The sequence below is a fragment of the Roseobacter fucihabitans genome (genome assembly GCF_014337925.2).
GTDB lineage: Bacteria > Pseudomonadota > Alphaproteobacteria > Rhodobacterales > Rhodobacteraceae > Roseobacter > Roseobacter fucihabitans.
On sequence record NZ_CP143423.1, the window covers coordinates 429,425 to 452,168 of the forward strand.

The window sequence follows — 22,744 nt, forward strand, 5'->3', positions numbered from 1 at the left end:
GATGAGTGCTTGGATATACGTGATCATAGGAGTGGTTCTGGGGTTTGTCATCGTTTGGGGGGTGCGCAAAACCACGGGGTTTGTGGCGCAAAGTCCCAGTGATTACGAAGACGCCGCGCCCGAATTTGACGCGCGCAAGCACCTCAAGGGGCCGATCCTGTGCGAAGGTGTGATTTTCGGTCCCCTTGGACGGGTCAGCAGTCGGTTTGTGGCAGAATTCGAAGGCTCATGGGAGGGTAACAACGGGGTGCTCAAAGAGCATTTCACTTATGACGATGGCAGCATCCAGAACCGTGAATGGCGTTTGACAGTCGCGGATGATGGGTCTTTGAGCGCGACCGCTGATGACGTGATCGGCAAGGGGGTTGGTCAACAGTCTGGCCCGACGGTCCTGTTGAAATACGACATAAAACTCCCGGAGGAATCAGGCGGACATGTATTGAAAACAGTCGACTGGATGTATCTTACCCAAAACGGCACGATCATGAACCGCTCACAATTTCGTAAATTCGGCATCAAGGTCGCGGAACTTGTTGCCACCTTGCGACCAAAGGATATGGGGTGAAGGATTGGAGCACAAAACGGTATTGGCTTGTCGGGGCAAGTGACGGGCTCGGTGCCGCGCTGGCGCACCGCCTGAGCCGCGCGGGTGCCCATGTGGTCGTGTCGGCGCGCTCTGAGGATAAGCTGAAAGAGCTGGTGGATGCGCTGCCGAATGAAGGGTCCTACAGATCGCTCGATGTGTCCGATGATCAGAGCGTCAGGGAGGCCTATGAGGCCATTGGTCCGGTTGACGGCGTTGTTTATCTGGCCGGTGTCTATTGGCCTTTTTCAGCCCAGGCGTGGGACGCTGAACAGGCGACGGCCATGGTGGATATTAACCTCACGGGTCTGGTGCGGGTCATGGGCGCGGTGGTGCCGGATATGGTGAAACGCAATCAGGGCCACATCATGCTCACCGGCAGCCTGACCGGGTTTCGCGGGCTTCCCGGCTCGATTGGGTACACCGCGTCTAAGGCGGGCATCATGTCCCTGGCAGAATGCATGTATGCGGATTTGCGCAAAACCGGGGTGCAGGTGCAGATCACCAACCCAGGTTTCATCAAGACGCAGCTTACGGATAAGAACGACTTCAAAATGCCCTTCATAATGACGCCCGAAGAGGCCGCCGAGGAAATGTTCAAGCAGATGAACACTGACCGCTTCAAGGTGAGTTTCCCGCGTCTCTTCTCGCTGGTGTTTCGCGGCAGCCAGTTCCTGCCTGATTGGTTATATTACCGGATCTTTTCCTAAAGGCGCGCGATATGTTTGCGGTAGGTTGCCTTTGCACGTAACCATACGGGAGCGTCTGGTTCTGCAAGCTCCGCCAGCACCGGCAGGAGTTGCGCAGCATAATCCTCACTGCTTTCAAGCGGCAACATTGAGGGCAAATTATCAATCGCCGTCACATCCAGCACCGGATCACCCTGCACACGCAGCGCCGGTTCAGCCCAGCTTGTCGTCTGATCATAAACCTTGATCGGGGAAAAATCGCTGTCCGGGTCGCAGGCGATATCGGCGATCACGCTCAGGCGGCGGTCCATTGTGAGGGCGTTTTTGGGGACAAATACCGGCGTGCCCAGGCGGGCGAGCACGCAGTTGAAAAATAGATCATGCGCCAGAACCTGTGGAAACGGTCCGCCCGTCGCGGTTTCGGCCATGTCCCATTTGGTGGTCGTAACGCCCATGGCCGTGCACAGATCCGCAACGCCTGTTCCTACGCGCCCCAAGGCCCCGATGATCAGGGCGGTCGGCCTGTGGCCCCCGGTGGCGACGAGGTCGGATTGCAGGTCCGCCAAAAGATGCGTGGCGCTATCATAGGCCGCGATTGGCCCCGCGATTTGGCCGTTTTGCTGCGCGGCCCAGCATTTCAAAGCAACCGCTGCACCGGCATATCCGGCCCAATATCCAAAGGCCGCGCGCCTGCGCTCGGTTTCATCGGTCAGATATTCAAGGTCCAGCAGCATGCCGCCCCCCGCCTTGAACCGTTGCAACAAACGCAATCCGGCGGGTTGTCCTTTGAATGCATGACCAAACATGATGTGGCGGTGGGGCAGGGGGCTGTCGTCCTCGGGCAATTCCTTGAGGCCGAAAATGATCGCATCCTTGGGGGCGTCCGGCCATGAATGGCTTGCAACCATGTTGCAACCGGCCTCGGCATAGGCCGCGTCGGGGATCACGCGCGTGGGCGAAGCTTCGACGCTGATCTTTATCCCCGCGGCCAGCAGGTTGGCAGCCCCTTTCGGGGTCAGGCCGACGCGGGTCTCATTGTCGCGCTGTTCGGCGCGCAGCCAGATATGGGTCATCAGAGCATCCCCTGTGCGATGGCCGACTGGACCGACGCGCGCCCCTGCATCCGAACCAGAAAAGCCTGAATTTTGGGAAAATCATCAAGCTCCACACCGTCCCCTTCAAGCCAGCTGCACACCATATAGGCGTGGGCGTCCGCCACCGAAAACGCATCCCCCAGCACATAATCACCACTCAGACAGGCGTCGGTGAAATAGCGCGCGCTTTGCGTCATGGTCTGCGCCACTTTGGATTTCATGTCATCGAAACTTGACTGCTGATCCGCCCAGCGGTGGCCGCGCATTTTATGCGCATGGTTCACATGCATCGTGGCGGCGAGGTAATACATCACGCTGCGCATCTGTGCGGCCTTGATCGGATCGGTGGGCATAAGTCCCGCATCCGGTGCCAAAGCGGCGATATACTCAAGGATCGCGCCGGTCTCGGTCAGCAGCGCTCCCATGTCGGTTTCCAACACCGGCACCCGCCCTTTGGGGTTCAGCGCGAGGTATTCGGGCTTGGTCTGCGCACCGGATGCGAAATCGACCGGGACGGGATCATAAGGCAACCCGGCCTCCTCAAGCGCTATGACTGCGGCAATCGATATGGTGCGGGGGGCATAATAAAGGCGCATCAAAGGGTCCTTTTACACATGGGTCTGGGCATAATGGCGATCGGGGTCTTCCAGATGGGGAATCGCGTTGAACATGGTCGGCGACAGCGTCCCGCCGATCGGAAACAGGCGGTGCTGCGAGGTATTGTAAATCGCCAGCGCCATTTGGGCCATGGCCTGAATGTCGAGCCGCAACACATGGCGCATCGCCATGGAAATCAGACCACCGGAGGTCACCACAAGTGCCGGGCCGTCACCGGCGGCAATTTCGCACAACACATCCCAGACGCGTTTCTCGAAATCCGCGAACCGCTCCGGCGCACCGGCAATTTCATCGCGCTGCCAGGCGGCGAAGACCTGCGGCAGATGCGTGGTAAAGGCCGCCTGATCCTGGGGGAAGGGTACGTTGTGTTCGGTCTCCAGGGCGCGCGCGAGCGTGAGGTATTCCAATTCGTTCAGGCGGGCGTCACGGATCGGTTCAAGGTCCGTACCCATGGCATGTGCCGTCTCGATATGGCGTGTCAGGGTCCCGGTATAAAGCCGCGTATGATGTTGGTTTTGCGCCCGCAGATGCGCGCCCAGCCAGGCCGATTGTTGATGGCCCAGCGTGCTGAGCTTGTCATAGCTGGCTTCGTCCTGTGCACCGGAATTGGCCTGACCATGACGTATGAGGGTGATGTGGGACATAAGTGCTTTCTATTGTTGAGGTCTTATTAGGCGAGCCTTGGGCGGGTGGAAAGGGGCTGGTGATGTTCCGCCGGGGACCCGAATACGCCCCAAGCGGTTCCAATGGGAAACACATCTGGCGCAAATTCTGCGCGATATGTCGGGATTCGGGTCCTGAGAGAGCGCGGCGCACCCTATAGTCTCCTAAGAATCTGAAAAAGCGGGTGCGACATGTCTGGCAAAATTACCTTTATCATGGACGGTCAGGAAGTGCAGGCCGAGGCCGGCTTGACCATTTGGGAAGTCGCAAATGGCCGCGGGCTTGTGATCCCGCATCTGTGCCACAAGCCCGCGCCAGGGTATCGCCCGGATGGCAATTGCCGCGCCTGTATGGTCGAGATTGAGGGCGAGCGCACCTTGGCGGCCTCCTGCATTCGCGAACCCAGCGACGGGATGGTTGTCACGACCAATTCTGCCCGCGCCGAGAGCGCGCGCAAGATGGTTGTCGAGATGCTTGTGACGGATCAGCCCGAGCAGGACGTGGCCCATGATAAATCCAGCCACCTGTGGGATATGGCCGAATTGAACGGCGTATCACAAAGCCGTTTTCCGAAACTCGAAGAGGGTCGCATCCCGTTGTTGGATGACAGCCACGTGGCGATGAGCGTCAATCTGGACGCTTGTATCCAATGCGGGCTGTGCGTGCGGGCTTGCCGCGAAGTGCAGGTCAACGACGTGATCGGTATGTCCGGACGCGGGCATGATTCATACCCCACATTTGATATGGCCGACCCGATGGGGGACAGCACCTGTGTGGCTTGCGGTGAATGTGTTCAGGCCTGCCCGACCGGGGCCTTGATGCCCGCGACGGTGGTGGATGAAAATCAGGTGGGGGATAGCGCGGATTTTGACAGTGAGGTCGAGAGCATTTGCCCGTTCTGCGGGGTCGGCTGTCAGGTGTCGCTCAAGGTCAAGGACGGCAAGGTGAAATATGTCGACGGGATCAACGGTCCGGCGAATGAAGGCCGCCTCTGCGTCAAGGGACGGTTTGGGTTTGACTATATCCACCACCCGCACCGTTTGACCAAGCCACTGATCCGCCGCGATGATGCGCCCGCCAAGGGCCTGAACGTCGATCCGGGCAATTGGCAAACGCATTTCCGCGAGGCGACATGGGACGAGGCATTGGATTTCGCCGCCGCGGGTATGAAGGGCCGGGGCCGTGAAATCGCGGGTTTCGGGTCGGCCAAATGCACCAATGAGGAGGCCTATCTGTTCCAGAAAATGATCCGTCAGGGGTTTGGGCATAATAATGTCGACCACTGCACGCGACTGTGTCATGCGTCCTCCGTTGCCGCGCTGATGGAAAACGTCGGTTCCGGGGCTGTGACGGCCACATTCAATGAGATCGAAAACGCGGATGTGGCCATCGCCATCGGTTGTAATCCCATCGAAAATCACCCTGTCGCGGCGACGTTTTTCAAACAATTCACCAAACGCGGTGGCAAACTGATCGTGATGGACCCGCGCGGTCAGGCGCTCAAGCGTTTCGCCAGCCACATGCTGCAATTCCGCCCCGGCGCGGATGTGTCGATGCTGAATGCGATCATGCATGTGATCGTTGAGGAAGGCCTTTACGATCAGCAATATATCGACGCCTACACCGAAAACTGGGAGGCCGAAAAAGCGCATCTGGCGGATTTTTCACCCGAGGCGATGGCCCCGATTTGTGGTATTGAACCAGACGTGCTGCGCGATGTCGCCCGTACCTTTGCCGGTGCCAAAGCGGCGATGATCTTTTGGGGTATGGGCATCAGCCAGCATATCCATGGCACGGATAATTCGCGGTGTCTGATTTCGCTGGCGCTGATGACCGGGCAAGTGGGGCGTCCGGGTTCCGGCCTGCACCCGTTGCGGGGTCAAAACAACGTGCAGGGCGCGTCTGATGCTGGTCTGGTGCCGATGTTCCTGCCGGATTACCAGCCGGTGACGGATGACGGCGTGCGCTCGGCTTTCACCAAAGTCTGGGGCTCTGCGGATTTCTCCAACGAACGCGGATTAACCGTGACGGAAATCATGGACGCGGTGCACGCAGATAAGATCAAGGGCATGTATATCCTGGGCGAAAACCCTGCGATGTCGGACCCGGATGTGGAACATGCGCGCGACGCCTTGGCGAAACTCGACCATCTGGTGGTGCAGGATATTTTCATCACCGAAACCGCGAATTACGCGGATGTGATCCTGCCCGCGAGCGCCTTTGCCGAGAAATCCGGCACCGTTACCAATACCAACCGACAGGTGCAGATGGGACGTGCTGCCGTGTCCCCTCCCGGTGATGCGCGCGAGGATTGGTGGATCGAGGTGGAATTGGCGAAACGTCTGGGGCTAGGCTGGTCTTATGATAGCCCCGCGGATGTATTCGCTGAGATGAAGCAGAACATGCGCTCTCTGGAGAACATCACCTGGAACCGGTTGGCGGAACAAAACGCGGTCACCTACCCCTCGCTCAGCCCCGAAGATCCCGGTCAGGCGATCGTGTTCGGCGATGGCTTCCCACGTCCCGAGGGGCGCGCGAAATTCACCCCGGCCAGCGTGATTGCACCTGACGATGTGCCCGACGCGGAATACCCGATGATCCTGACCACCGGGCGACAATTGGAACATTGGCACACCGGGTCGATGACGCGGCGTTCTGCGGTGCTTGATGGGTTGGAGCCGGAAGCGAACTGCTCCTTGCATCCCTCGACCTTGCGTAAACTGGGCGTGGCGCCGGGCGAGCATGTGCTTTTAACGACCAAGCGTGGCAGCATTTCGATCATGGCGCGCGAAGACCGGGCGGTCTCACCGGATATGGTTTTCGTGCCGTTTGCCTATGTGGAAGCGGCAGCGAATATTCTGACCAATCCGGCAGTTGATCCCTACGGAAAGATTCCGGAGTTTAAATTCTCCGCGGTCAGGGTGGAAAAGGCAGTGCAGGTGGCGGCCGAGTAGCAATTTTGCTTTACGCTGCCCCGAGCAATGAATGCTGGATTGGCTCTTAGGCTGAGTGCAAGGTGTCTTGGGCTGACGGTTTCACCAATGAAATCAAAGTACTTTTTGCGCCAGTTGGGAATAAAATAGCCGCTTGGCCCCCTCAAGTGATCGTACCAAATGACCTCATTATGTGTCTGGTCATGCTCGAGGGGCTAAGAGGCAGGGAATCATTGTCGTCCTGTAAGCTCACTTCGAAAAAAGCCGAAGGTGTAGCTTTTCTACAAGTCTGGGACGCCTTGAAACTGAAAACGCTGCATAATTTCTCGTGTAGGGCCTCATTTAGAACAGATGGATTGCCCGTCCTTATGTATCAAACGCATCAAGCGATTAAAGAAAAGACTCCACATTTCGTTCGATAAGCGCAAATTTACTTGAGATTGAGCCGAGAGTATTATGTCCGAAACGGCGTTTAGTATCCACTTATTGGTCTAAACCCCCCGTCTTCCAGACGGGAGTGCTTTAGCACGAAGAATCGTCTTATGATCTTATCCTCCCCAGAAATGAGCCGTCGCAGGTCTTAAGGCTCATTTCCGGGGAGGATAAGAACATGCAATACTCGACCGGCAAACATTGCGTTTACTATCACAGATATCACCTGGTCTGGTCGACGAAATACCGGTTCAAGGTACTGTGCGGCCTGTTGCGCTTGCGGGTCCGTGATATCTTCCGCCAGGTTTGTGCGCAGAGCGGCGTCGAGATCATCAAGGGCGTTTTGTCGAGCGATCACGTTCATATGTTCGTGTCGGTCCCACCGAAACTGGCAATCAGTGATCTGGTACGGCTGATGAAGGGCAGGTCGTCCCACAAAATACAGCAAGGGTTCCCCCATCTCAAAAAACGCTATTGGGGCAGGCACTTTTGGGGCCGTGGGTACTTTTCAACCACCAACGGTGCCATCCATTGCCCGACAGGGTCATGCGCAGCATGATCCCGAGAGGGACCAAAGACATCGTACTTCAGTATCTGGAACAGCATATCACCAATCCTACCGACGCCAGACGGGATGGTTGCCGCCCTCCCCAGACGGCATCGCAATGTGCCAATATGTGGTGTTGAAACTCACAATACGGAAAGGGCGGCAGGATGAAAGATACTATGATCGGGGTGGATTTAGCAAAGAATGTGCTCCAAGTTCACGGAGCATCTATGACTGGGGAGGTCAAGTTTCGAAAGAAGCTCTCGCGACCGCAGTTTCATAAATTTATGGCAGATCACCCACCTTGTGTAGTGGTTCTGGAATCCTGTGGTGGTGCTCACTACTGGGCTCGTCAGATGGTAAAATTTGGACATAGGGTAAAGTTAATTGCTCCTCAGTATGTAAAGCCCTTCGTAAAGCGGCAGAAGAATGATGCGGCGGACGCAGAAGCCATTGTGATTGCAGCACAGCGCCCTGAGATGCGCTTTGTCGAGCCTAAAACACAAGAGCAGCAGGCCCGGGCGGTATTGTTCCGAGCCAGAGAACGCCTTGTTCGCCATCGGACAGAATTGGTGAATGCTCTTCGGGCGGTGATGTATGAATATGGCCATGTTTTTCCGCTAGGCATTGCGAACCTCAAGCGTATCGAGGCCACCCTTGAGGGATCGAACGGAGAGCTACCTGAACTGGCCCTTGAAGCGTGCCGAGATCTCATTTTACAGATCGCCGAGAAGACAGCCCGAATTGAAGCCAAAACGAAGAAAGCCAAGGTCCTGTCAAAGAATGCGGATTTAACCCGGCAATTACAGACGATGCCAGGCGTTGGACCTCTAACGGCGTTAGCTATTGAAGCTTTTGCTCCGCCGATGAGCAGTTTTAAATGTGGGCGGGATTTTGCCGCCTGGCTTGGTTTGGTGCCCCGTCAACATTCCTCAGGCGGCAAGGCCCGGCTTGGGCGGATCTCAAAAGCAGGGCAGGCTGACATTCGCCGGCTTTTGATCATTGGAGCAATGATGCGGCTCAACTGGCTTGGACGCAAGTCGATCCGGCCAGGCTCGTGGCTGGCGCGAATGTTAGAGAGAAAGCCTCGGATGCTGGTGGCAATCGCATTGGCAAACAAAATGGCGCGCGCGATCTGGGCCATGATGACGCATAATGAAGATTACAGAGATCCGACGCAGGCGGCAGCAGCAGTATGACGCTAGCTCTGCGCACAGCAATCTGACGTCGGTGAAGGAGGTGTGAGAAGTCGATGACCTGAATGGGCAAATTGATCGAATAGACCTGGATTAGGAAAACCAAGACTACCGGCTGAGCAGCAAAGCTCGTACGTCAGATTTGGACCTGATCCGCAGATCACCATACCGGCCAGCGGCTGCTGAAGTGCCGCACTCAAAGGCCTGATAGAAGACCGCACTCAATCACATGCTTACAGCGTCAAAAACAACTTGCACCATAGGCGGTAACCATAAAAGGCGGTCGTGGTTTAGTTATTGTGCCGCATGTTTTGGCAGAGCGTCAAACCAGATTGAGAGGCGGGAGTGCTTAAGAATGGAAACCCGTCCAATGATTTTATCCTACAGGGAATGAACCGCGGCAGGGGCGGGAGGTACATTCTTTGGAAGATATGTCATGCAAAATGCGACCGGCAAGCATTACGTATACCAGTGACCGGCAAGTTTATGCGCAGTATGCACCGAAAGGGAGGGTTTCATCGCTACCACTTGGTGTGGTCCGTGAAATACCGTTTCATGGTGTTTCAAAGTCCGCTGCGCTTGCGGGTTCGTGATATCGGACGTCAGGTTTGTGCAGATCGCAACGTCGACATCATCAAAGGTTTTCCGTCCAACGGTCACGTTGATATGTTCGTATCCGTCCCACCCGAGCTGGTAATCAGCGATCTGATGCGGCCGATAAAGGGCCGATCGTCCCACAAGATCCAGCGGGAATTCTCGTAAATCAAGAAACGCAATTGGGGGTAACACTTTTGGGGTAGGGGTACTTTTCAATCAACGACGGTGCCATCAGCGGAGACATCCTACATCATTACCTCCAACGCTATATCGCTGACTGTAACGTGCAAGGAAGATCAGTGCCGTTCCACTTCATGGTCGAGACGTTGGCGTGCCACTTCCTCGTTGCGCTGTGCCTTGATCTGATCGCGCAATGCAGTTTCAACGTAGTCCAGATGCGCCTGCACGGCGGTGCGTGTGCCATCCGGGTCGCGCTGTTGCAGCGCGTCGTTGATCCGGCGGTGTTGGTCCAGCAACATGCCCCGTGTTGCGCGTTGTTTGAACATCATCTGGCGGTTATAGAACACGCCTTCACGCAGCAGCTCATACATCGAGCGCATCATATGCAGCATCACGACATTGTGGCTCGCCTCGATGATGGCCATGTGGAATTGGGCGTCCAATTGCGCCTCTTCTTCCGGGTTGCGCTTGGCGTGGGCGGTTTCCATCTTGTCAAACACCGCCTGAACCACGCGCAAATCAGTGTCCGAACCCAACCGTGCAGCGCGCTCGGCGGCCAGCCCTTCGAGATCGCGGCGAAACGAAAGGTAGTCGAAAACGGCTTCGTCATGGCGTGCGAAAAGCTGCACCAACGCGGGCGCGAAGGCGGAACCAAGAACGTCCGCAACAAAGACACCTGCACCGGCGCGCGTGCTCAACAGCCCCTGAGACTGGAGCGTGCCGATGGCGTCGCGCAGGCTCGGACGCGACACATTGAGCCGCTCGGCCAGTTCGCGTTCGGGCGGCAGGCGTTCGCCGGGGCGCAATATCCCGCGCAGGATCAATTGCTCAATCTGATGTACGACGGCTGTCGAGAGTTTTTCCAGATGGACCGGACGAAAGGGCATGGGGTCTCCTTAATTGGTCAAGATATATGACCACAGCAGCGCATGGTAAACCGTTTTCACGCGGATATCGGTTGGTGCATGCTCTGCCAGCCGCGCTGCTCAAGGCTCGATGATCCAGCGTTTCCAGCGTTGGATAACCGGTCTGGGCCGTAGCAACGTATCAATATCTTGTGGATAACTCATACGATACCGCAGCTTGTGGGGTGTCTCGGTTGACAGGGTCCCCTTCACGCCTGCACCTTTAAGACTTGGGAGAATCATTGGATCACAAGCATTGCGCTTCTCGAAACTCAGACTGACCGGCTTCAAAAGTTTCGTGGACCCCACGGACCTGATCATTGCGGATGGGCTGACCGGCGTGGTGGGCCCGAACGGTTGTGGCAAGTCGAACCTGCTGGAAGCGCTGCGCTGGGTGATGGGCGAAAACCGCCCCACGGCGATGCGCGGCGGCGGCATGGAGGATGTGATCTTTGCCGGCGCGGCCACCCGCCCGGCGCGCAATTTCGCCGAAGTAGCCTTGCAGTTGGACAATTCCGACCGGCTGGCCCCCGCCGGTTTCAACGATCACGACCAATTGGACATCGTGCGCCGGATCACCCGCGATGTGGGCAGCGCCTATAAGGTCGGCACCAAAGACGTGCGCGCGCGCGATGTGCAGATGCTCTTTGCGGATGCCTCGACGGGCGCACATAGTCCGGCCTTGGTACGTCAGGGGCAGATCGCGGAACTGATCAACGCCAAGCCCAAGAACCGTCGTCGCATTCTGGAGGAAGCCGCCGGGATCAGCGGGCTTTATCAGCGCCGCCATGAGGCGGAATTGAAGCTGAACGGTGCGGAGGCCAATCTGGCGCGGGTTGATGATGTGATCGAGCAGCTGGCCAATCAACTGGCGCAGCTGGCCCGGCAAGCGCGCCAGGCTGCGCGCTACCGCGAGATCGGCAATGAGTTGCGCCGGACAGAGGGCATGTTGCTTTATCGGCGCTGGCGCGAGGCGGATGAGGCGCGCGCGAGCGCCGAGGACAGCCTGCGGGCGCGGGTAACGGAGGCGGCACAGGCGGAAACCGCCGTGCGCCAGGCGACCAAGCAGCGCGAAGGTGCCGAGGGAGCTTTGCCAGCGATGCGCGAAGAGGAGGCGATCGCCGCGGCGGTGTTGCAGCGTTTGAGTGTCGAACGTGATGTGCTGAACGATCAGGAAACCCGCGCGCAGGCCTTGATCGAAACGCTGCAAGGGCGGATTGCCCAACTGGCGCGCGATATTGAGCGCGAGGGCGGTTTGAACCGCGACGCGGGTGAGACCATTGAGCGCCTGGAATGGGAAGCCGGGGAATTGGCCAAGGCCGCAGAGGGGCATGAGGCCAAGCTGGCCGATGCGGCAGAAGCCGCGCGCGAGGCTGCCGCCGTGTTGCAGGCCCGCGAGGGTGAGATGTCCCAGCAGACCGAGGATATGGCGCGCCTTTCAGCCCGGCATGGCTCCGCGCAGCGCCTTTTGGAAGACAGCCGCAAGACGCAGGAGAAGGCCGAAGCGGATGCGGCGCGGGCGCGGGAGGCCGTGGCGCAAAGCGAGGCAGCATTGAGTAAGGCGGCGCAGGATTTCACCGCCGCCGAGAGCGAGGAGAGTGCGGCGACGCAGGCCTCTGAGGAGGCCGAAGCGGCGTTGTTGGCGGCCGATGAAGCGCGGGCAGAGGCGCAATCGCGCGAGGCGGATGCACGGGCGCATCGCTCTGAAGCGGAAGGCGAGATGAACGCGCTGCGCGCCGAAGCCGGGGCATTGGCCAAGCTGGTGGATCGCGACACCGCCGAGGGTGGTCAGGTGCTCGATCAGTTGCAGGTTAAAACTGGCTATGAGAAGGCGCTTGGGGCGGCGTTAGCGGATGATCTGCGCGCGCCAGAGGTTGCCGCGGACGGGCCGTCGGGCTGGGCGATTTTGCCCGCTTATGAGGTGCATCAGCCGTTGCCAGCGGGCGTGCAGCCCTTGTCATTGTTTGTCGATGTGCCGGGCGTATTGCAGCGCCGGATCAGCCAGATCGGTCTGGTGGAGGCCGATGCGGGACCGGGATTGCAGGCGGCTCTTCGCCCTGGGCAGCGGTTGGTGTCATCGGAGGGTGATTTATGGCGCTGGGACGGGTTTCGGGCCTGGGCTGAGGATGCACCATCCGCGGCGGCCCTGCGCTTGCAACAGTTGAACCGTTTGGAAGAATTGAAGCAATCCCTGGAGCAAGCCACGCAACGTGCGGATGCGGCACGCGCCGCGCATGAGCATCTGGGCGCGCAGCTGGCGGAATTGACGCGGGCGGACGCGGCGGCGCGCGAGGCGCGGCGTGGGGCGGATCGTTTGGTCGCGGATGCGGGGCGCAGGTTGAGCCGGGCGGAGGCGGATCGCAATCTGGCCGAGGGACGGTTGGAATCCTTGGGGCTGGCGGTGTCGCGGCATGAAGAAGAGGCGATGGGTGCGCGCACGCGGCTGTTGGAGGCGGAGCGCGCGCTGGAGGAATTAGGCGATTTGGGTGATGCCCGTGCGATGGTGGAGGCCGTTCGTATGGCCGTGGAGGCCGCGCGCATCACCATGATGTCGCGCCGGTCCGGGCATGATGAATTGCGCCGCGAGGGCGAGGCGCGCACCAAACGCGCGCAGGAAGTCACCAAGGAAGTGAGCGGCTGGCGGCATCGGTTGGAGACGGCGGAAAAGCGCAGTGCGGAATTGGTGGAGCGCAAAGAGGTGGCGGAGGCCGAGTTACAGAACGCTAGTGCGGCCCCCGAAGAGATCGCGGCGCGGCGGGCGGATATGAGTGCCGCGATCGCCACGGCTGAGGCACGCCGGGCGCAGGCTGCTGATAGTTTGTCTGTTGCTGAGGCGGCGTTGCGCGCGGCGACATTGGCGGAGCGTGAGGCGGAGCGTGTCGCATCGGAGGCGCGCGAGGCGCGGGCGGGGGCAGAGGCCCGTAGCGAGGGCGCGCGTGAAACCGTGGCGCTGGCCGCAGAGCGGATCGCCGATGAGAGCCAGATGACGCCGAGCCAGTTGCTCGGCCAGCTTGATGTGGTGCCCGATCAGATGCCGGGGGTGAGCGTGCTGGAGAATGACGTGAACCGGTTAAAGCGGCAGCGCGATGCCCTGGGCGCGGTGAATTTACGGGCGGAGGAAGATGCGCGCGAGGTTCAGGTAGAGTTTGATACGCTGACCGGGGAGAAGGCGGATTTGGAGGAGGCGATCAAGACGCTGCGCAGCGGGATTGCCAGCCTGAACCGGGAGGGGCGCGAGCGATTGTTGACCGCCTTTGAGCAGGTGAATTCGAATTTTTCGATGTTGTTCACGCATCTTTTTGGCGGCGGTGAGGCCAATCTGGTGATGGTGGAGAGCGATGATCCGCTGGAGGCCGGTCTCGAGATTATGTGCCAGCCGCCGGGCAAGAAACTGTCAACCCTGAGCCTGTTGTCGGGGGGCGAGCAGACGCTGACAGCGATGGCGTTGATTTTCGCGGTATTTCTTGCCAATCCTGCGCCGATTTGTGTGCTCGATGAGGTGGATGCACCGCTGGATGATGCCAATGTGACGCGGTTTTGTGACCTGCTTGATGAGATGTGCCGTCAGACCGAAACGCGGTTTTTGATCATCACGCACCATGCGGTCACTATGGCGCGGATGGATCGGTTGTTCGGCGTGACGATGGCGGAGCAGGGCGTCAGCCAGCTGGTATCGGTCGATCTGAAGAAAGCTGAAACTCTGGTGGCGTGACCTGCGTTGGGAGCAGAGGTGGCCTGAAAGCCCACCCTACGGCGCGCGGAATCACCGGATCGTGTTTCTGCGCGCAGGGTTTCGGGGCTATGCTGGTGGCATGATGCGATATCCTTTTTGGGTTGTTTTGGTGTTCTTGCCCGTTGCTGCGGTAGCCCAACAGTGGGCAATGCGCGGAGATGATCGCGTTTTGAGCCATGCGGAGGTGGTTGCGTTGATCGAGAGGCAAACCCTGGTGTTTTATGATGATGGAGAGTCCAGGTTTTCGGTGGGCGGGGCTTATTCCTATACCTATGCGGGTAGCGGCACGGCGTTTGGTCAGTATGAGATTGATCCCGATGGGATGGTTTGTATCGCTTATCGCAACGGTTTCGAGCGATGTGATCGTTATGTCCAAAATGGCGCGCGTATTGTCATGCTGACGCAAAAGGGCGAGCGCTTTCCGTTGCGGCCCTTGACCGATGATTAAAAAAAACCCTGCATCGCCTCGGCGCGCAGGGTATAGTGGTGAAAACCTGAATGTATGTTTCGCCAGAGAAATTATATTTGCAGCGGTAAAAAAAGGTTAACAGCTCGGGCGTCAGAGGCGCGAAAGCAGGGTGGGCGTGGGCCATGCATCTGCCGGTAGGCCCAGACGCTTTTGCTCGGCCTGCACGGCGGCGCGGGTGCGGGCACCGAGGATGCCGTCGACCTTGCCCACGTCATGCCCGCGCGCCTGTAGCTTGCGTTGTAGTTCCTTCGTTTGGGCACCGCTGAGGCCGGTATCGGGGGAACCCTGCGTGTAGACCGGAGCACCCTGCAGTCGGGTTGCGAAATAGGCGGCAGTCATCACATAGGTAAAGCTTTGATTCCATTCAAAATAGACGTTGAAGTTGGGGTAAGCGAGGAAGGCAGGTCCCTTGTGACCTTGCGGTAAGATCAGCGCAGCGGTGAGGTTGTTTGCGAGCGTCCCATTGCGCGGTTTGACCCCGAGGGCGACCCAGTCCCGCACCGGTTTGACGACCCTCAGACCGCTTTGGGACCAGTCAAAATTGCCCGGTACCGCAACCTCTTGGATCCAAGGTTCGCCTGCCCGCCAGCCGAGGCTTTGTAGCATCGCACCCCCGGACATCAGCGCGTCCGTAGCAGAGGTTTTTAACGAAACCTTACCGTCGCCGTCGCCGTCCACACCGTTTTCGAGGATGTCGCGGGGCAACATTTGTACCATGCCGATCTCGCCCGCCCAGGCCCCGGTTGTCGTGCGCGGATCAAAAGCACCGCGTTCATAGAGTTCAAGGGCGGCAAAGACCTGGGGGCGGAACAGATTGGGTCGGCGGCAGTCGTGGGACAGCGTCACGAGCGCATTGGCGGTGTTGAAATCGCCCTGAAACCCACCGTAATCTGTCTCAAACGCCCAGAATGCCAGCAGGACACCGCGATCCACGCCGTAGCTGCGTTCGATCCGGTCGAATACCGCGTCATATTTCTGTGCGTTGCTGCGCCCGCGTTTGAGCCGATCGGCAGAGATCAGGCGTTTGGAGAAATCCAAAAACGGGCGTTGAAATACACCCTGGGCGCGGTCGGCCTTGATCACGCTGGGGTCCTGGCGGACGCTGGCGAAGAATTGATCGACCTTCGCGCTGTTGTGGCCTTTGGCGATGGCCTCGGACTTGAGGCCGTTGACGAAATCGGAAAAGGACCCGCCGCAGGCCTGTGCCGTAAAGGGAAAAGCGGCCAGACAAAAAGCCAGCAGGGACAGTCGCATCAGAAAACCTCCAAAGGTCGAATCACACAAAGACGATTAGCACGCAGAGCGTTAAAAAAGCCGCCCATGCGCGCCATAACATCGCGATACTGGCGTTGATGTCCATGGGTGTCAAAACACGACGACCTTCCGGGTTCACCCAAGCGAAATCGCGCATTTCACCATCATAGGCGCGCGGACCCGACAGGGCTATGCCAAGCGCGCGCGACATGGCGGCCTCGGGCCAGCCTGCGTTGGGGGAGCGGTGCAGCCCGGCATCCGCGCGGATACCGCCAGCGTCGAAACACAGGGCGGGCAGGGCGATCAGCACTGCGGTCAGGCGGGCGGGGATCAGGTTCAGCAGATCATCCAGACGCGCCGCCGCCCAGCCAAATTCAGCGTGGCGCGGGGTGCGGTAGCCGATCATGCTGTCCGCGGTGTTGATGAGTTTATAGACAACAAGTCCGGGCAGGCCCGCGATCAGGAACCAGAAGGCGGGGGCGATTACCCCGTCAGAGAGGTTTTCCGCGCCGCTTTCAATGGCAGAGCGGGCGATTTGGGTGGGGTCCATGGCGGCAGTATCCCGGCTGACGATTCGGGCGACCATGAGGCGGCCTTCCTGTAGGGAATTGCGCAAGCCGTCGGCCACCATACGCACATGTTGCACGAGTGAGCGGTGCGCCAAGAGAATCGCGACGGTAAGGATTTCCATCACCGGCCCGAGCGCCTCCAGCAGGGTGGCGATGAGCACGCCGGTACCGATCAGGAGGAGGACGGATGCGATGCCCTTGGCTTTACGCGCGGTGCCGTGATTGAAACGGGCATCCAGCCGGGCGATCAGCCGCCCCATCAGCACGGCGGGGTGCGGCAAACGGTTCCAGAGCCACTCCGGCTCGCCCAGAGCCGCATCCAGCAGCAAGGCGCAGACCAGCAGGGCCGCTGTGTTCATGCGAATGCCGCCATGACGCGTGGCCAATGCAGCGCATGGGGCAGTCCAAGGCGCAGCCATCCAGGCGCATAGGGGAAGGTGCGGGTCCAGATGTGATGGCGTGCCAGTCTGGCTTGCCACTCCGCGCCGCTCTCTACATCATAAAGCCGGAACAGCGGTGTGCCGCCAATGACCCGCGCGCCTGCGATCTGCATCAAAGCGTCCAGCCGGGCCGCGTCCTCTGAGAGACGCTGGCGAGTTGCGACAGCCCAGGCCGGATCATTCAGCGCCTGCGTCGCGATATGCAGGGCGGGACCGGAGACGGCCCAGGGGCCCAGCCTGTTGCGCAGGTCGTCGAGCCGTTCCTGCTCGCCTGCGATAAAGCCCAGCCGCAGCCCGGCGAGCCCCCAGAACTTGCCAAAGCTCTTGAGCACATATGTCTGCGGCGTTGCGGCCAGCTCGATCAGCGAATGGGAGGGGGCCACATCACAGAAGCTTTCGTCGATCACGGTAAACGCGGCGCTGGGCGCGGGGAGGGTCGCGCGGTCCCAAAGCCGCCCGTCTGGATTGTTGGGGTGTACGACGACCTGCGCCGTGGCTGCGCCGGCTTCGCTTAAGGTCCAGCCACTGGCTTCAAAGGCGGCGGCGTGTTCGTTATAAGTCGGCGCGGGGATGCAGACCGCGCCCGGCTCGGCCAGATAGGGGAGTTGTGCGATGAGCGCAGAAGCCCCCGGTGCGGCGATCACACCAGCCCTGTCGGGGATATGCCAGAACCGGCGGGCGGCGCGCAAAAGATCCGAGAGCGCGGCCTTGTCCGGCAGGGCGGTCCAGGCATCATGCGGCAAGCCCTGCAGCGGGTAGGGGTGTGGGTTGATCCCCGTGGATAGATCGATCCAGCTGAGTCGGTCTCCGCCAAATCGGGCAATTGCAGCATCCAGTCCGCCGCCATGATCGCGTTCGTTTAGCGTCACCAATTTGTCCATTTTATCAGTATTGTAGCGTAATATCGCGCAACGCGTGCAGGTTGAAAGCGAAATTTCGCCGGTTGTTAAAATCTGATGCCAAATGATAAAGATGTCATCGGTTCGTTAACCTTTTATTAAGTTTTAACACAGACCTAGGTGGTATGAAGGAGTATGATTTCGGCTCAGGCTGGAATGGAGGGCAGATGAAGGTTCTGATTGTAGAGAGCCAAGCAGATCTGGCTGTGATTTGGCAAAGGCATCTGGAGCGGATGGGCATGAGTGTGTCCTGCGCGTCGGGGCAGGCCGAAGCTATTGCGCATCTTGGCGAGCATAAAACAGATGTGATTATCATGGATCTGGTCCTGACCGAAGGCTCCGCGCTCGCGGTTGCCGATTACGCCAGCTATCGTCTGCCTGAAGCTCAGGTGATATTCGTGACCAATACGTCGTTCTTTTCGGATGGCTCGATCTTTCGACATGCGACCAATGCCTGCGCCTTCGTTCAAAGCGGTACGCCGCCCGAAGACCTGGCCGCCATGGTCGAGCATTACGGCACCGAATCGCCGTCCGACGGCGTGGCTTGATCCAAACCTGCGCGGCTGAGCACGGCCCTTAACTGCGCCCGTGAGGCTCCATAAAGTCAAGTTCCGGCCCAATAGGGATGATGCGATTGGGGTTTATGGTCTCGTGGCTGTAGTGATAATGCCGGATGATGTGATCGAAATTCACCGTTCCGGCCACGCCAGGCATCTGAAACAGCTCTCGGGTATAGGCCCAGAGGTTGGCGAAATCCAATAACCTTTTGCGGTTGCACTTGAAATGCAGGTGATAGACGGGATCAAATCGCACCAGCGTTGTGAACAGACGCCAATCGGCCTCTGTCAGGGCATCCCCCATCAGGTAACGGGTGTCCGCAAGGCGCGCCTCCAGCCAGTCCAGCGTGTCAAACAGGGGCGTGATGGCGGCGTCATAGGCCTGTTGCGAGGTAGCGAAACCGCATTTGTAGACGCCATTGTTCAGCGTGTCATAGATGCGGGCATTCACCGGGTCGATCGCATTGCGCATCTGTTGGGGCCAGTAGTCCGCCGTGTTGCCTGTGACTTCGTCAAAGGCGGCATTGAACATGCGAATGATCTCGGAGCTTTCGTTTGAAACAATTGTACCGCGTTCTTTGTCCCAGAGGATCGGCACGGTCACGCGCCCCGAAAATGTCGGATCCGCCCGCGTGTAGATATCGCGCGCAAAGGGCAGCCCGTAGAGCATATCGCCACGCGCCCCGTGATCATCGGTTTGAAACGTCCACCCGTCTTGCAACATATCCGGATGGACGACGGAAATCCCTATGTGATCGCTTAGCCCCTTGAGCTCCCGAAAGATCAACGTGCGATGCGCCCAGGGGCAGGCCATGCTGACGTAAAGGTGATACCGACCCGAATCGGCCCTGAAACCGGCGCCCCCGGTCGGCCCCGCCGTGCCGTCTGCGGTGACCCAATTGCGGAATTTCGCATCGGCACGTTGGAATTTTCCACCCGTTGAGTCGGTATCATACCACTTGTCCTGCCAGACCCCGTTAACCAAAAGCCCCATATCGGTTCTCCTTATTCCCTTGATCCACACCTAAGCGCGCGCGGAAAGTATTGACAGGGGTTTTGATGCGCATTGCCTGCGCAGCCATGCACAGGACCCGGCGCTTGATACAAAAACTTAACTTGATTTTTAGGGGATTGCGCCATCATCTAATCGCGGGGCGTAAATAGGATGGTGATGTTATGGAAGCGTTTTTTTCCAAGGAAATACAGGCGGGCCTTGATCAGGCGCGTGTCACGTCTCTGAAAAAAGCGTCACGGTTGCGGGTCACGGTCGGGAATGATGTTTACCCTGTACTGCGCTTGTGGAAATCCGGCTTTTCGATGGAAGCCGACGCGCCGAGCTTGCGTGGCTTGGTCGACTTATACGACGGCTCCTTGCATCTGATGCAGTGTCTGATCATCACAAATTATGCCCAGGAAGGCGAGCGGCGATACGAATTCAAGCGCGCCACGGTGGTTGCCGAGGGACCCGCCGTCGATTTTGAGGTCGAAGAGACCGCGCCCAAGGCTTTGATCGAGGATGCGCGCGGGGCTATTGCAGATCGCTGAAGGCCGCCGTGAGCCGTTCACAGGCCTCCTTGATGGTGGCACGCGGTGCGGCGAGGTTGAAGCGCAAAAAGGTCTCCCCCCCCGCGCCAAACTCCGGTCCGGCGCTCGGCGCAATGCGGGCGTCTTTCAACACCCGCCGGGACACCTCCTCATAGCTCATGCCGGTGCCGGAAAAATCCACCCAGGCCAGATAGGTCGAACAGAGTGGCAGCGAGTGCACACCGGGGATGGCATCCACCGCGGCATCAAATAAAGCGCGATTATCCGCCAGATAGGCGAGCTGTGCATCCACCCATTCCGCCCCGGCGGGCGAATAGGCCGCCGTGATCATCAGAAGGCTCAAACCGGCGGGCTTGTAATCCAGCGCATTCAGCCGGTCTTGCATTTGTTTGCGCAGCGCGGCATCCGGGATGATCATATTCCCCGTGCGCTGCCCCGCGATGTTGAAGGTTTTCGACGCCGAGGTCAGGATCACCATGCGGTCTTCCTGCTCAGGAGCGGCGACATGCATCGGCACGAAACGATTGCCCGGATAGACCAGATCGTGATGCACCTCATCTGAAATCAGCAGCAGTTTATTTTTCGCCGCAAAGGCCGCAATGGCGCGCAATTCATCCACGCTCCAGACCCGTCCGGAGGGGTTTTGGGGCGAGCACCAGAGCAGCATGGTTTCGCGCCCACTCAGCCGGTTCTGCGCATCCTCCAGATCAAGCACATAGGTGTCGTCCACGCGTTTGAGCGGACATTCGGTGACGCGCCTGCCCGCTTTTTCGACCTTATTGCGAAACTCGTGATAGACTGGGCTGAAAATGACGATGTCGTCCTGGGGCGCGCTCCAGACATCCAGCGCCATTCCGATGGCATGGCCGAGGCCTTGGGTTGTGAGGATCCAATCGGTGTCAATGGGCCAATCATGCCGGGTTTTCATCCACCATTGGATTGCGCACAGGTATTCATCGTTGACCGGGTAATAGCCGAAAATACCGTGATCCACCGCCCGTTGCAGCGCGTCGGTCACACAGGCGGGCGTGGGATAGTCGCTATCGGCGGTCCACATCGCGAGGCCATCGCCGGGGGACACGCCGTAGTATTTTTCCATGTAATCCCATTTACTCGACTGCGTGCCGCGACGGTCTGTGACGGTATCAAAACGGGTGTCGGGGCTGTGATCAAAGCTCATGGGGCGTCTCCTGGTCGATTTGGCTTATAGCTAGCGAGATTCTCGCGGGCTGCAAGGCCAGCGTTATTGCAGGCGGCGCGCTCCTGTCCTACATCGGTTCTCATGAAACGGAATATTTTACTGCACCCCGACCCCAGGCTGAAAAAACACGCCGAGCCCGTCGTCGATTTGAGCGATGAATTGCGCACTCTGGCTGATGACATGCTGGAAACGATGTATGATGCCCCCGGCGTGGGGCTGGCCGCCCCGCAGGTTGGCATCCTGCAACGGTTGGTCGTGCTGGATTGCGTCAAGGCAGACGAAGGCAGCCCGCGCCCCTTGATTATGTTCAACCCCGAAATCATCGCCGCCTCCGACGAGATGAATGTCTATGAGGAGGGGTGCTTGTCGATCCCGGAGCAGTTTGCCGATGTGACACGCCCCGCGGAAGTCGAAGTGGGCTGGATCGACCGTGACGGAAGTGCACAGCGCGAGGTGTTTGACGGGCTCTGGGCGACCTGCGCGCAGCATGAGATCGACCATTTGGAGGGCAAGCTGTTCATCGATTACCTCAAACCGCTCAAGCGCCAGATGATCACGCGCAAGATGGTCAAGTTCAAGCGCGAGCGCGCCCGGGAATGAGTCTGCGCGATATTCTCCGCTGGCCCGATCCACGCTTGAATATGGTCTGTGAGCCTGTGACACAGATCGACGCGGATGTGGCGACGCTTGCCGCGGACATGCTGGAGACGATGTACGCGGCGCCGGGACGCGGGCTGGCGGCCCCGCAGGTGGGCGAGATGTGGCGTGTCTTCGTTATGGATACCGAGTGGAAAGAAGGCGCGGCCGCACCGATGGTTTTTATCAACCCGGCGATTGTATCGCACTCTGAGGCGCAGGCGGTGCAGGTTGAAGGATGCCTGTCGATCCCTGGGATCAGCGCCGAGATCAGCCGGTCCGCCGAAGTTGTGATGACATGGCAGGCGTTGAGCGGTGCGCCGCAGCGCCGGGCTTTTAGTGGATTTGCGGCCGCCTGTGTGCAGCATGAGTTGGATCACCTGAATGGTGTCGTGACCTTTGACCACCTTGAGCCGGAACTGCGGGCTGAGTATAAAGCCGTCTACGTGCAGGCCGCGCCGTGACCGTGCGGCCTTGTCTGCGCTGGCCCGATCTGTGCTTGCGTAAGCCCGCGCTGGCGGTCGAAGAGATTTCCGAGGAGATCCGGACGATTTGGCAGGATATGGTGGATACGATGGATGCGATGCCGGGCGTTGGTTTGGCCGCGCCACAGATCGGGATTTCATTGCAATTAGCTGTGGTGGATGCGTCTGACGCACGGAACCGTCGTATTCTGATGGCGAATCCCAGCATTCTGGAAGCTTCTGCGATCATGAACCACCACGAGGAAGCCAGCCCGAACCTTCCCGGCGTGTCGGCCCAGGTCACACGGCCCCGTGGGGTAACGGTGCGGTTTATAGATGAAACTGGGGCCTATGTCCTCCGTGATTTCGTTGGACTGGAGGCCACCAGCGTGCAGCATCAGATTGATCACTTGCAGGGCAAGATGTATTTCGACAGGCTGAGCCGAATGAAACGAGACATGCTGCTGCGCAAGGCGCGTAAGGCGCGAGCCTAAGGTGGCCTGAAAGCCCACCCTACGGCAGAACACAATCGGTCGCGTT

Annotated in this window: 22 protein-coding genes; 13 read left to right on the plus strand and 9 right to left on the minus strand. The window is 59.1% G+C overall.

The annotated features are described in order from the left end of the window. The first annotated feature begins 1 nt into the window (after position 1). Together ROLI_RS02095 and ROLI_RS02100 are read left to right on the plus strand one after the other, a co-directional pair. Positions 2 to 565 carry a DUF3833 domain-containing protein gene (locus ROLI_RS02095; RefSeq protein ID WP_187428274.1) on the plus strand — a complete coding sequence of 188 codons (564 nt, stop codon included), beginning with the start codon at positions 2 to 4 and terminating at the stop codon, positions 563 to 565. Beyond that, complete coding sequence (locus ROLI_RS02100) at positions 562 to 1,293, plus strand: SDR family oxidoreductase (protein WP_187428275.1); 732 nt, start codon at positions 562 to 564, stop codon at positions 1,291 to 1,293. The genes ROLI_RS02095 and ROLI_RS02100 overlap by 4 nt, the downstream gene beginning before the upstream one ends. Here the strand turns inward: ROLI_RS02100 and ROLI_RS02105 are convergent. The 3 genes from ROLI_RS02105 to ROLI_RS02115 are packed head-to-tail and all read right to left on the minus strand — an operon-like array spanning position 1,290 to position 3,628. Beyond that, positions 1,290 to 2,345 carry a saccharopine dehydrogenase gene (locus ROLI_RS02105; RefSeq protein ID WP_187428276.1) on the minus strand — a complete coding sequence of 352 codons (1,056 nt, stop codon included), beginning with the start codon at positions 2,343 to 2,345 and terminating at the stop codon, positions 1,290 to 1,292. The genes ROLI_RS02100 and ROLI_RS02105 overlap by 4 nt on opposite strands. Beyond that, the gene (locus ROLI_RS02110) at positions 2,345 to 2,962 is read right to left on the minus strand and encodes a glutathione S-transferase family protein (protein ID WP_187428277.1); all 618 of its coding nucleotides are present in this window, start codon (positions 2,960 to 2,962) and stop codon (positions 2,345 to 2,347) included. The genes ROLI_RS02105 and ROLI_RS02110 overlap by 1 nt, the downstream gene beginning before the upstream one ends. 12 nt (positions 2,963 to 2,974) lie before the next feature. Next, positions 2,975 to 3,628, minus strand: coding sequence for a histidine phosphatase family protein (locus ROLI_RS02115; protein ID WP_187428278.1), 654 nt, complete (start codon positions 3,626 to 3,628; stop codon positions 2,975 to 2,977). Between the two features lie 210 nt (positions 3,629 to 3,838). On the opposite strand from ROLI_RS02115, the gene fdhF reads away from it, so the two are divergent. The 4 genes from fdhF (at position 3,839) to ROLI_RS02135 (ending at position 9,517) form a co-directional block, all read left to right on the plus strand. After that, on the plus strand, positions 3,839 to 6,601 hold the full coding sequence (gene fdhF, locus ROLI_RS02120; RefSeq protein ID WP_187428279.1) for a formate dehydrogenase subunit alpha: 2,763 nt from the start codon (positions 3,839 to 3,841) through the stop codon (positions 6,599 to 6,601). Positions 6,602 to 7,190: 589 nt separating this feature from the next. After that, entirely contained in the window at positions 7,191 to 7,571 is a 381-nt protein-coding gene (tnpA, locus tag ROLI_RS02125; RefSeq protein ID WP_405048974.1) for an IS200/IS605 family transposase, read from the plus strand. A 155-nt stretch (positions 7,572 to 7,726) separates the two neighbouring features. Continuing rightward, complete coding sequence (locus ROLI_RS02130) at positions 7,727 to 8,758, plus strand: IS110 family transposase (protein ID WP_187428280.1); 1,032 nt, start codon at positions 7,727 to 7,729, stop codon at positions 8,756 to 8,758. 537 nt (positions 8,759 to 9,295) lie between these two features. Then, positions 9,296 to 9,517 (plus strand): transposase, encoded by a 222-nt coding sequence (locus tag ROLI_RS02135; protein ID WP_316247408.1) that lies wholly within the window; start codon positions 9,296 to 9,298, stop codon positions 9,515 to 9,517. A gap of 131 nt (positions 9,518 to 9,648) precedes the next feature. Here the strand turns inward: ROLI_RS02135 and ROLI_RS02140 are convergent, their stop codons facing one another. Beyond that, the gene (locus ROLI_RS02140) at positions 9,649 to 10,419 is read right to left on the minus strand and encodes a FadR/GntR family transcriptional regulator (protein ID WP_187429040.1); all 771 of its coding nucleotides are present in this window, start codon (positions 10,417 to 10,419) and stop codon (positions 9,649 to 9,651) included. Positions 10,420 to 10,693: 274 nt separating this feature from the next. Between ROLI_RS02140 and ROLI_RS02145 the strand changes: the two genes are divergently transcribed. Together ROLI_RS02145 and ROLI_RS02150 are read left to right on the plus strand one after the other, a co-directional pair. Continuing rightward, positions 10,694 to 14,149, plus strand: coding sequence for a chromosome segregation SMC family protein (locus tag ROLI_RS02145; protein WP_187429041.1), 3,456 nt, complete (start codon positions 10,694 to 10,696; stop codon positions 14,147 to 14,149). Positions 14,150 to 14,318: 169 nt separating this feature from the next. Then, a complete protein-coding gene (locus ROLI_RS02150; protein ID WP_262386419.1) occupies positions 14,319 to 14,618 on the plus strand; it encodes a hypothetical protein in 300 nt (99 codons plus the stop codon). A 111-nt stretch (positions 14,619 to 14,729) separates the two neighbouring features. Here the strand turns inward: ROLI_RS02150 and ROLI_RS02155 are convergent, their stop codons facing one another. The 3 genes from ROLI_RS02155 to ROLI_RS02165 are packed head-to-tail and all read right to left on the minus strand — an operon-like array spanning position 14,730 to position 17,771. Further along, on the minus strand, positions 14,730 to 15,893 hold the full coding sequence (locus tag ROLI_RS02155; protein ID WP_187429042.1) for a lytic murein transglycosylase: 1,164 nt from the start codon (positions 15,891 to 15,893) through the stop codon (positions 14,730 to 14,732). Positions 15,894 to 15,915: 22 nt separating this feature from the next. Continuing rightward, on the minus strand, positions 15,916 to 16,821 hold the full coding sequence (cbiB, locus tag ROLI_RS02160; RefSeq protein WP_187429043.1) for an adenosylcobinamide-phosphate synthase CbiB: 906 nt from the start codon (positions 16,819 to 16,821) through the stop codon (positions 15,916 to 15,918). Next, positions 16,818 to 17,771 carry a threonine-phosphate decarboxylase gene (locus tag ROLI_RS02165; protein WP_316247409.1) on the minus strand — a complete coding sequence of 318 codons (954 nt, stop codon included), beginning with the start codon at positions 17,769 to 17,771 and terminating at the stop codon, positions 16,818 to 16,820. Before ROLI_RS02165 ends, cbiB begins: the two co-directional genes overlap by 4 nt. Positions 17,772 to 17,968: 197 nt before the next feature. On the opposite strand from ROLI_RS02165, the gene ROLI_RS02170 reads away from it, so the two are divergent. Continuing rightward, complete coding sequence (locus ROLI_RS02170; protein WP_187429045.1) at positions 17,969 to 18,349, plus strand: response regulator; 381 nt, start codon at positions 17,969 to 17,971, stop codon at positions 18,347 to 18,349. Between the two features lie 28 nt (positions 18,350 to 18,377). Here the strand turns inward: ROLI_RS02170 and ROLI_RS02175 are convergent, their stop codons facing one another. Continuing rightward, positions 18,378 to 19,352 carry a glutathione S-transferase family protein gene (locus ROLI_RS02175; protein WP_187429046.1) on the minus strand — a complete coding sequence of 325 codons (975 nt, stop codon included), beginning with the start codon at positions 19,350 to 19,352 and terminating at the stop codon, positions 18,378 to 18,380. A 182-nt stretch (positions 19,353 to 19,534) separates the two neighbouring features. On the opposite strand from ROLI_RS02175, the gene ROLI_RS02180 reads away from it, so the two are divergent. Beyond that, positions 19,535 to 19,903 carry a hypothetical protein gene (locus tag ROLI_RS02180; protein ID WP_187429047.1) on the plus strand — a complete coding sequence of 123 codons (369 nt, stop codon included), beginning with the start codon at positions 19,535 to 19,537 and terminating at the stop codon, positions 19,901 to 19,903. Here the strand turns inward: ROLI_RS02180 and ROLI_RS02185 are convergent. Further along, positions 19,887 to 21,083 (minus strand): MalY/PatB family protein, encoded by a 1,197-nt coding sequence (locus tag ROLI_RS02185; RefSeq protein WP_187429048.1) that lies wholly within the window; start codon positions 21,081 to 21,083, stop codon positions 19,887 to 19,889. The genes ROLI_RS02180 and ROLI_RS02185 overlap by 17 nt on opposite strands. Before the next feature lie 102 nt (positions 21,084 to 21,185). Between ROLI_RS02185 and def (ROLI_RS02190) the strand changes: the two genes are divergently transcribed. From def (ROLI_RS02190) to def (ROLI_RS02200), 3 genes are read left to right on the plus strand one after another with little or no spacing between them, the layout of a single operon-like run. Beyond that, the gene (gene def, locus ROLI_RS02190; protein ID WP_187429049.1) at positions 21,186 to 21,704 is read left to right on the plus strand and encodes a peptide deformylase; all 519 of its coding nucleotides are present in this window, start codon (positions 21,186 to 21,188) and stop codon (positions 21,702 to 21,704) included. Then, positions 21,701 to 22,204 carry a peptide deformylase gene (gene def, locus ROLI_RS02195; protein ID WP_187429050.1) on the plus strand — a complete coding sequence of 168 codons (504 nt, stop codon included), beginning with the start codon at positions 21,701 to 21,703 and terminating at the stop codon, positions 22,202 to 22,204. Before def (ROLI_RS02190) ends, def (ROLI_RS02195) begins: the two co-directional genes overlap by 4 nt. Beyond that, positions 22,201 to 22,698 carry a peptide deformylase gene (gene def / locus ROLI_RS02200; protein ID WP_187429051.1) on the plus strand — a complete coding sequence of 166 codons (498 nt, stop codon included), beginning with the start codon at positions 22,201 to 22,203 and terminating at the stop codon, positions 22,696 to 22,698. The genes def (ROLI_RS02195) and def (ROLI_RS02200) overlap by 4 nt, the downstream gene beginning before the upstream one ends. Positions 22,699 to 22,744 lie beyond the last annotated feature (46 nt).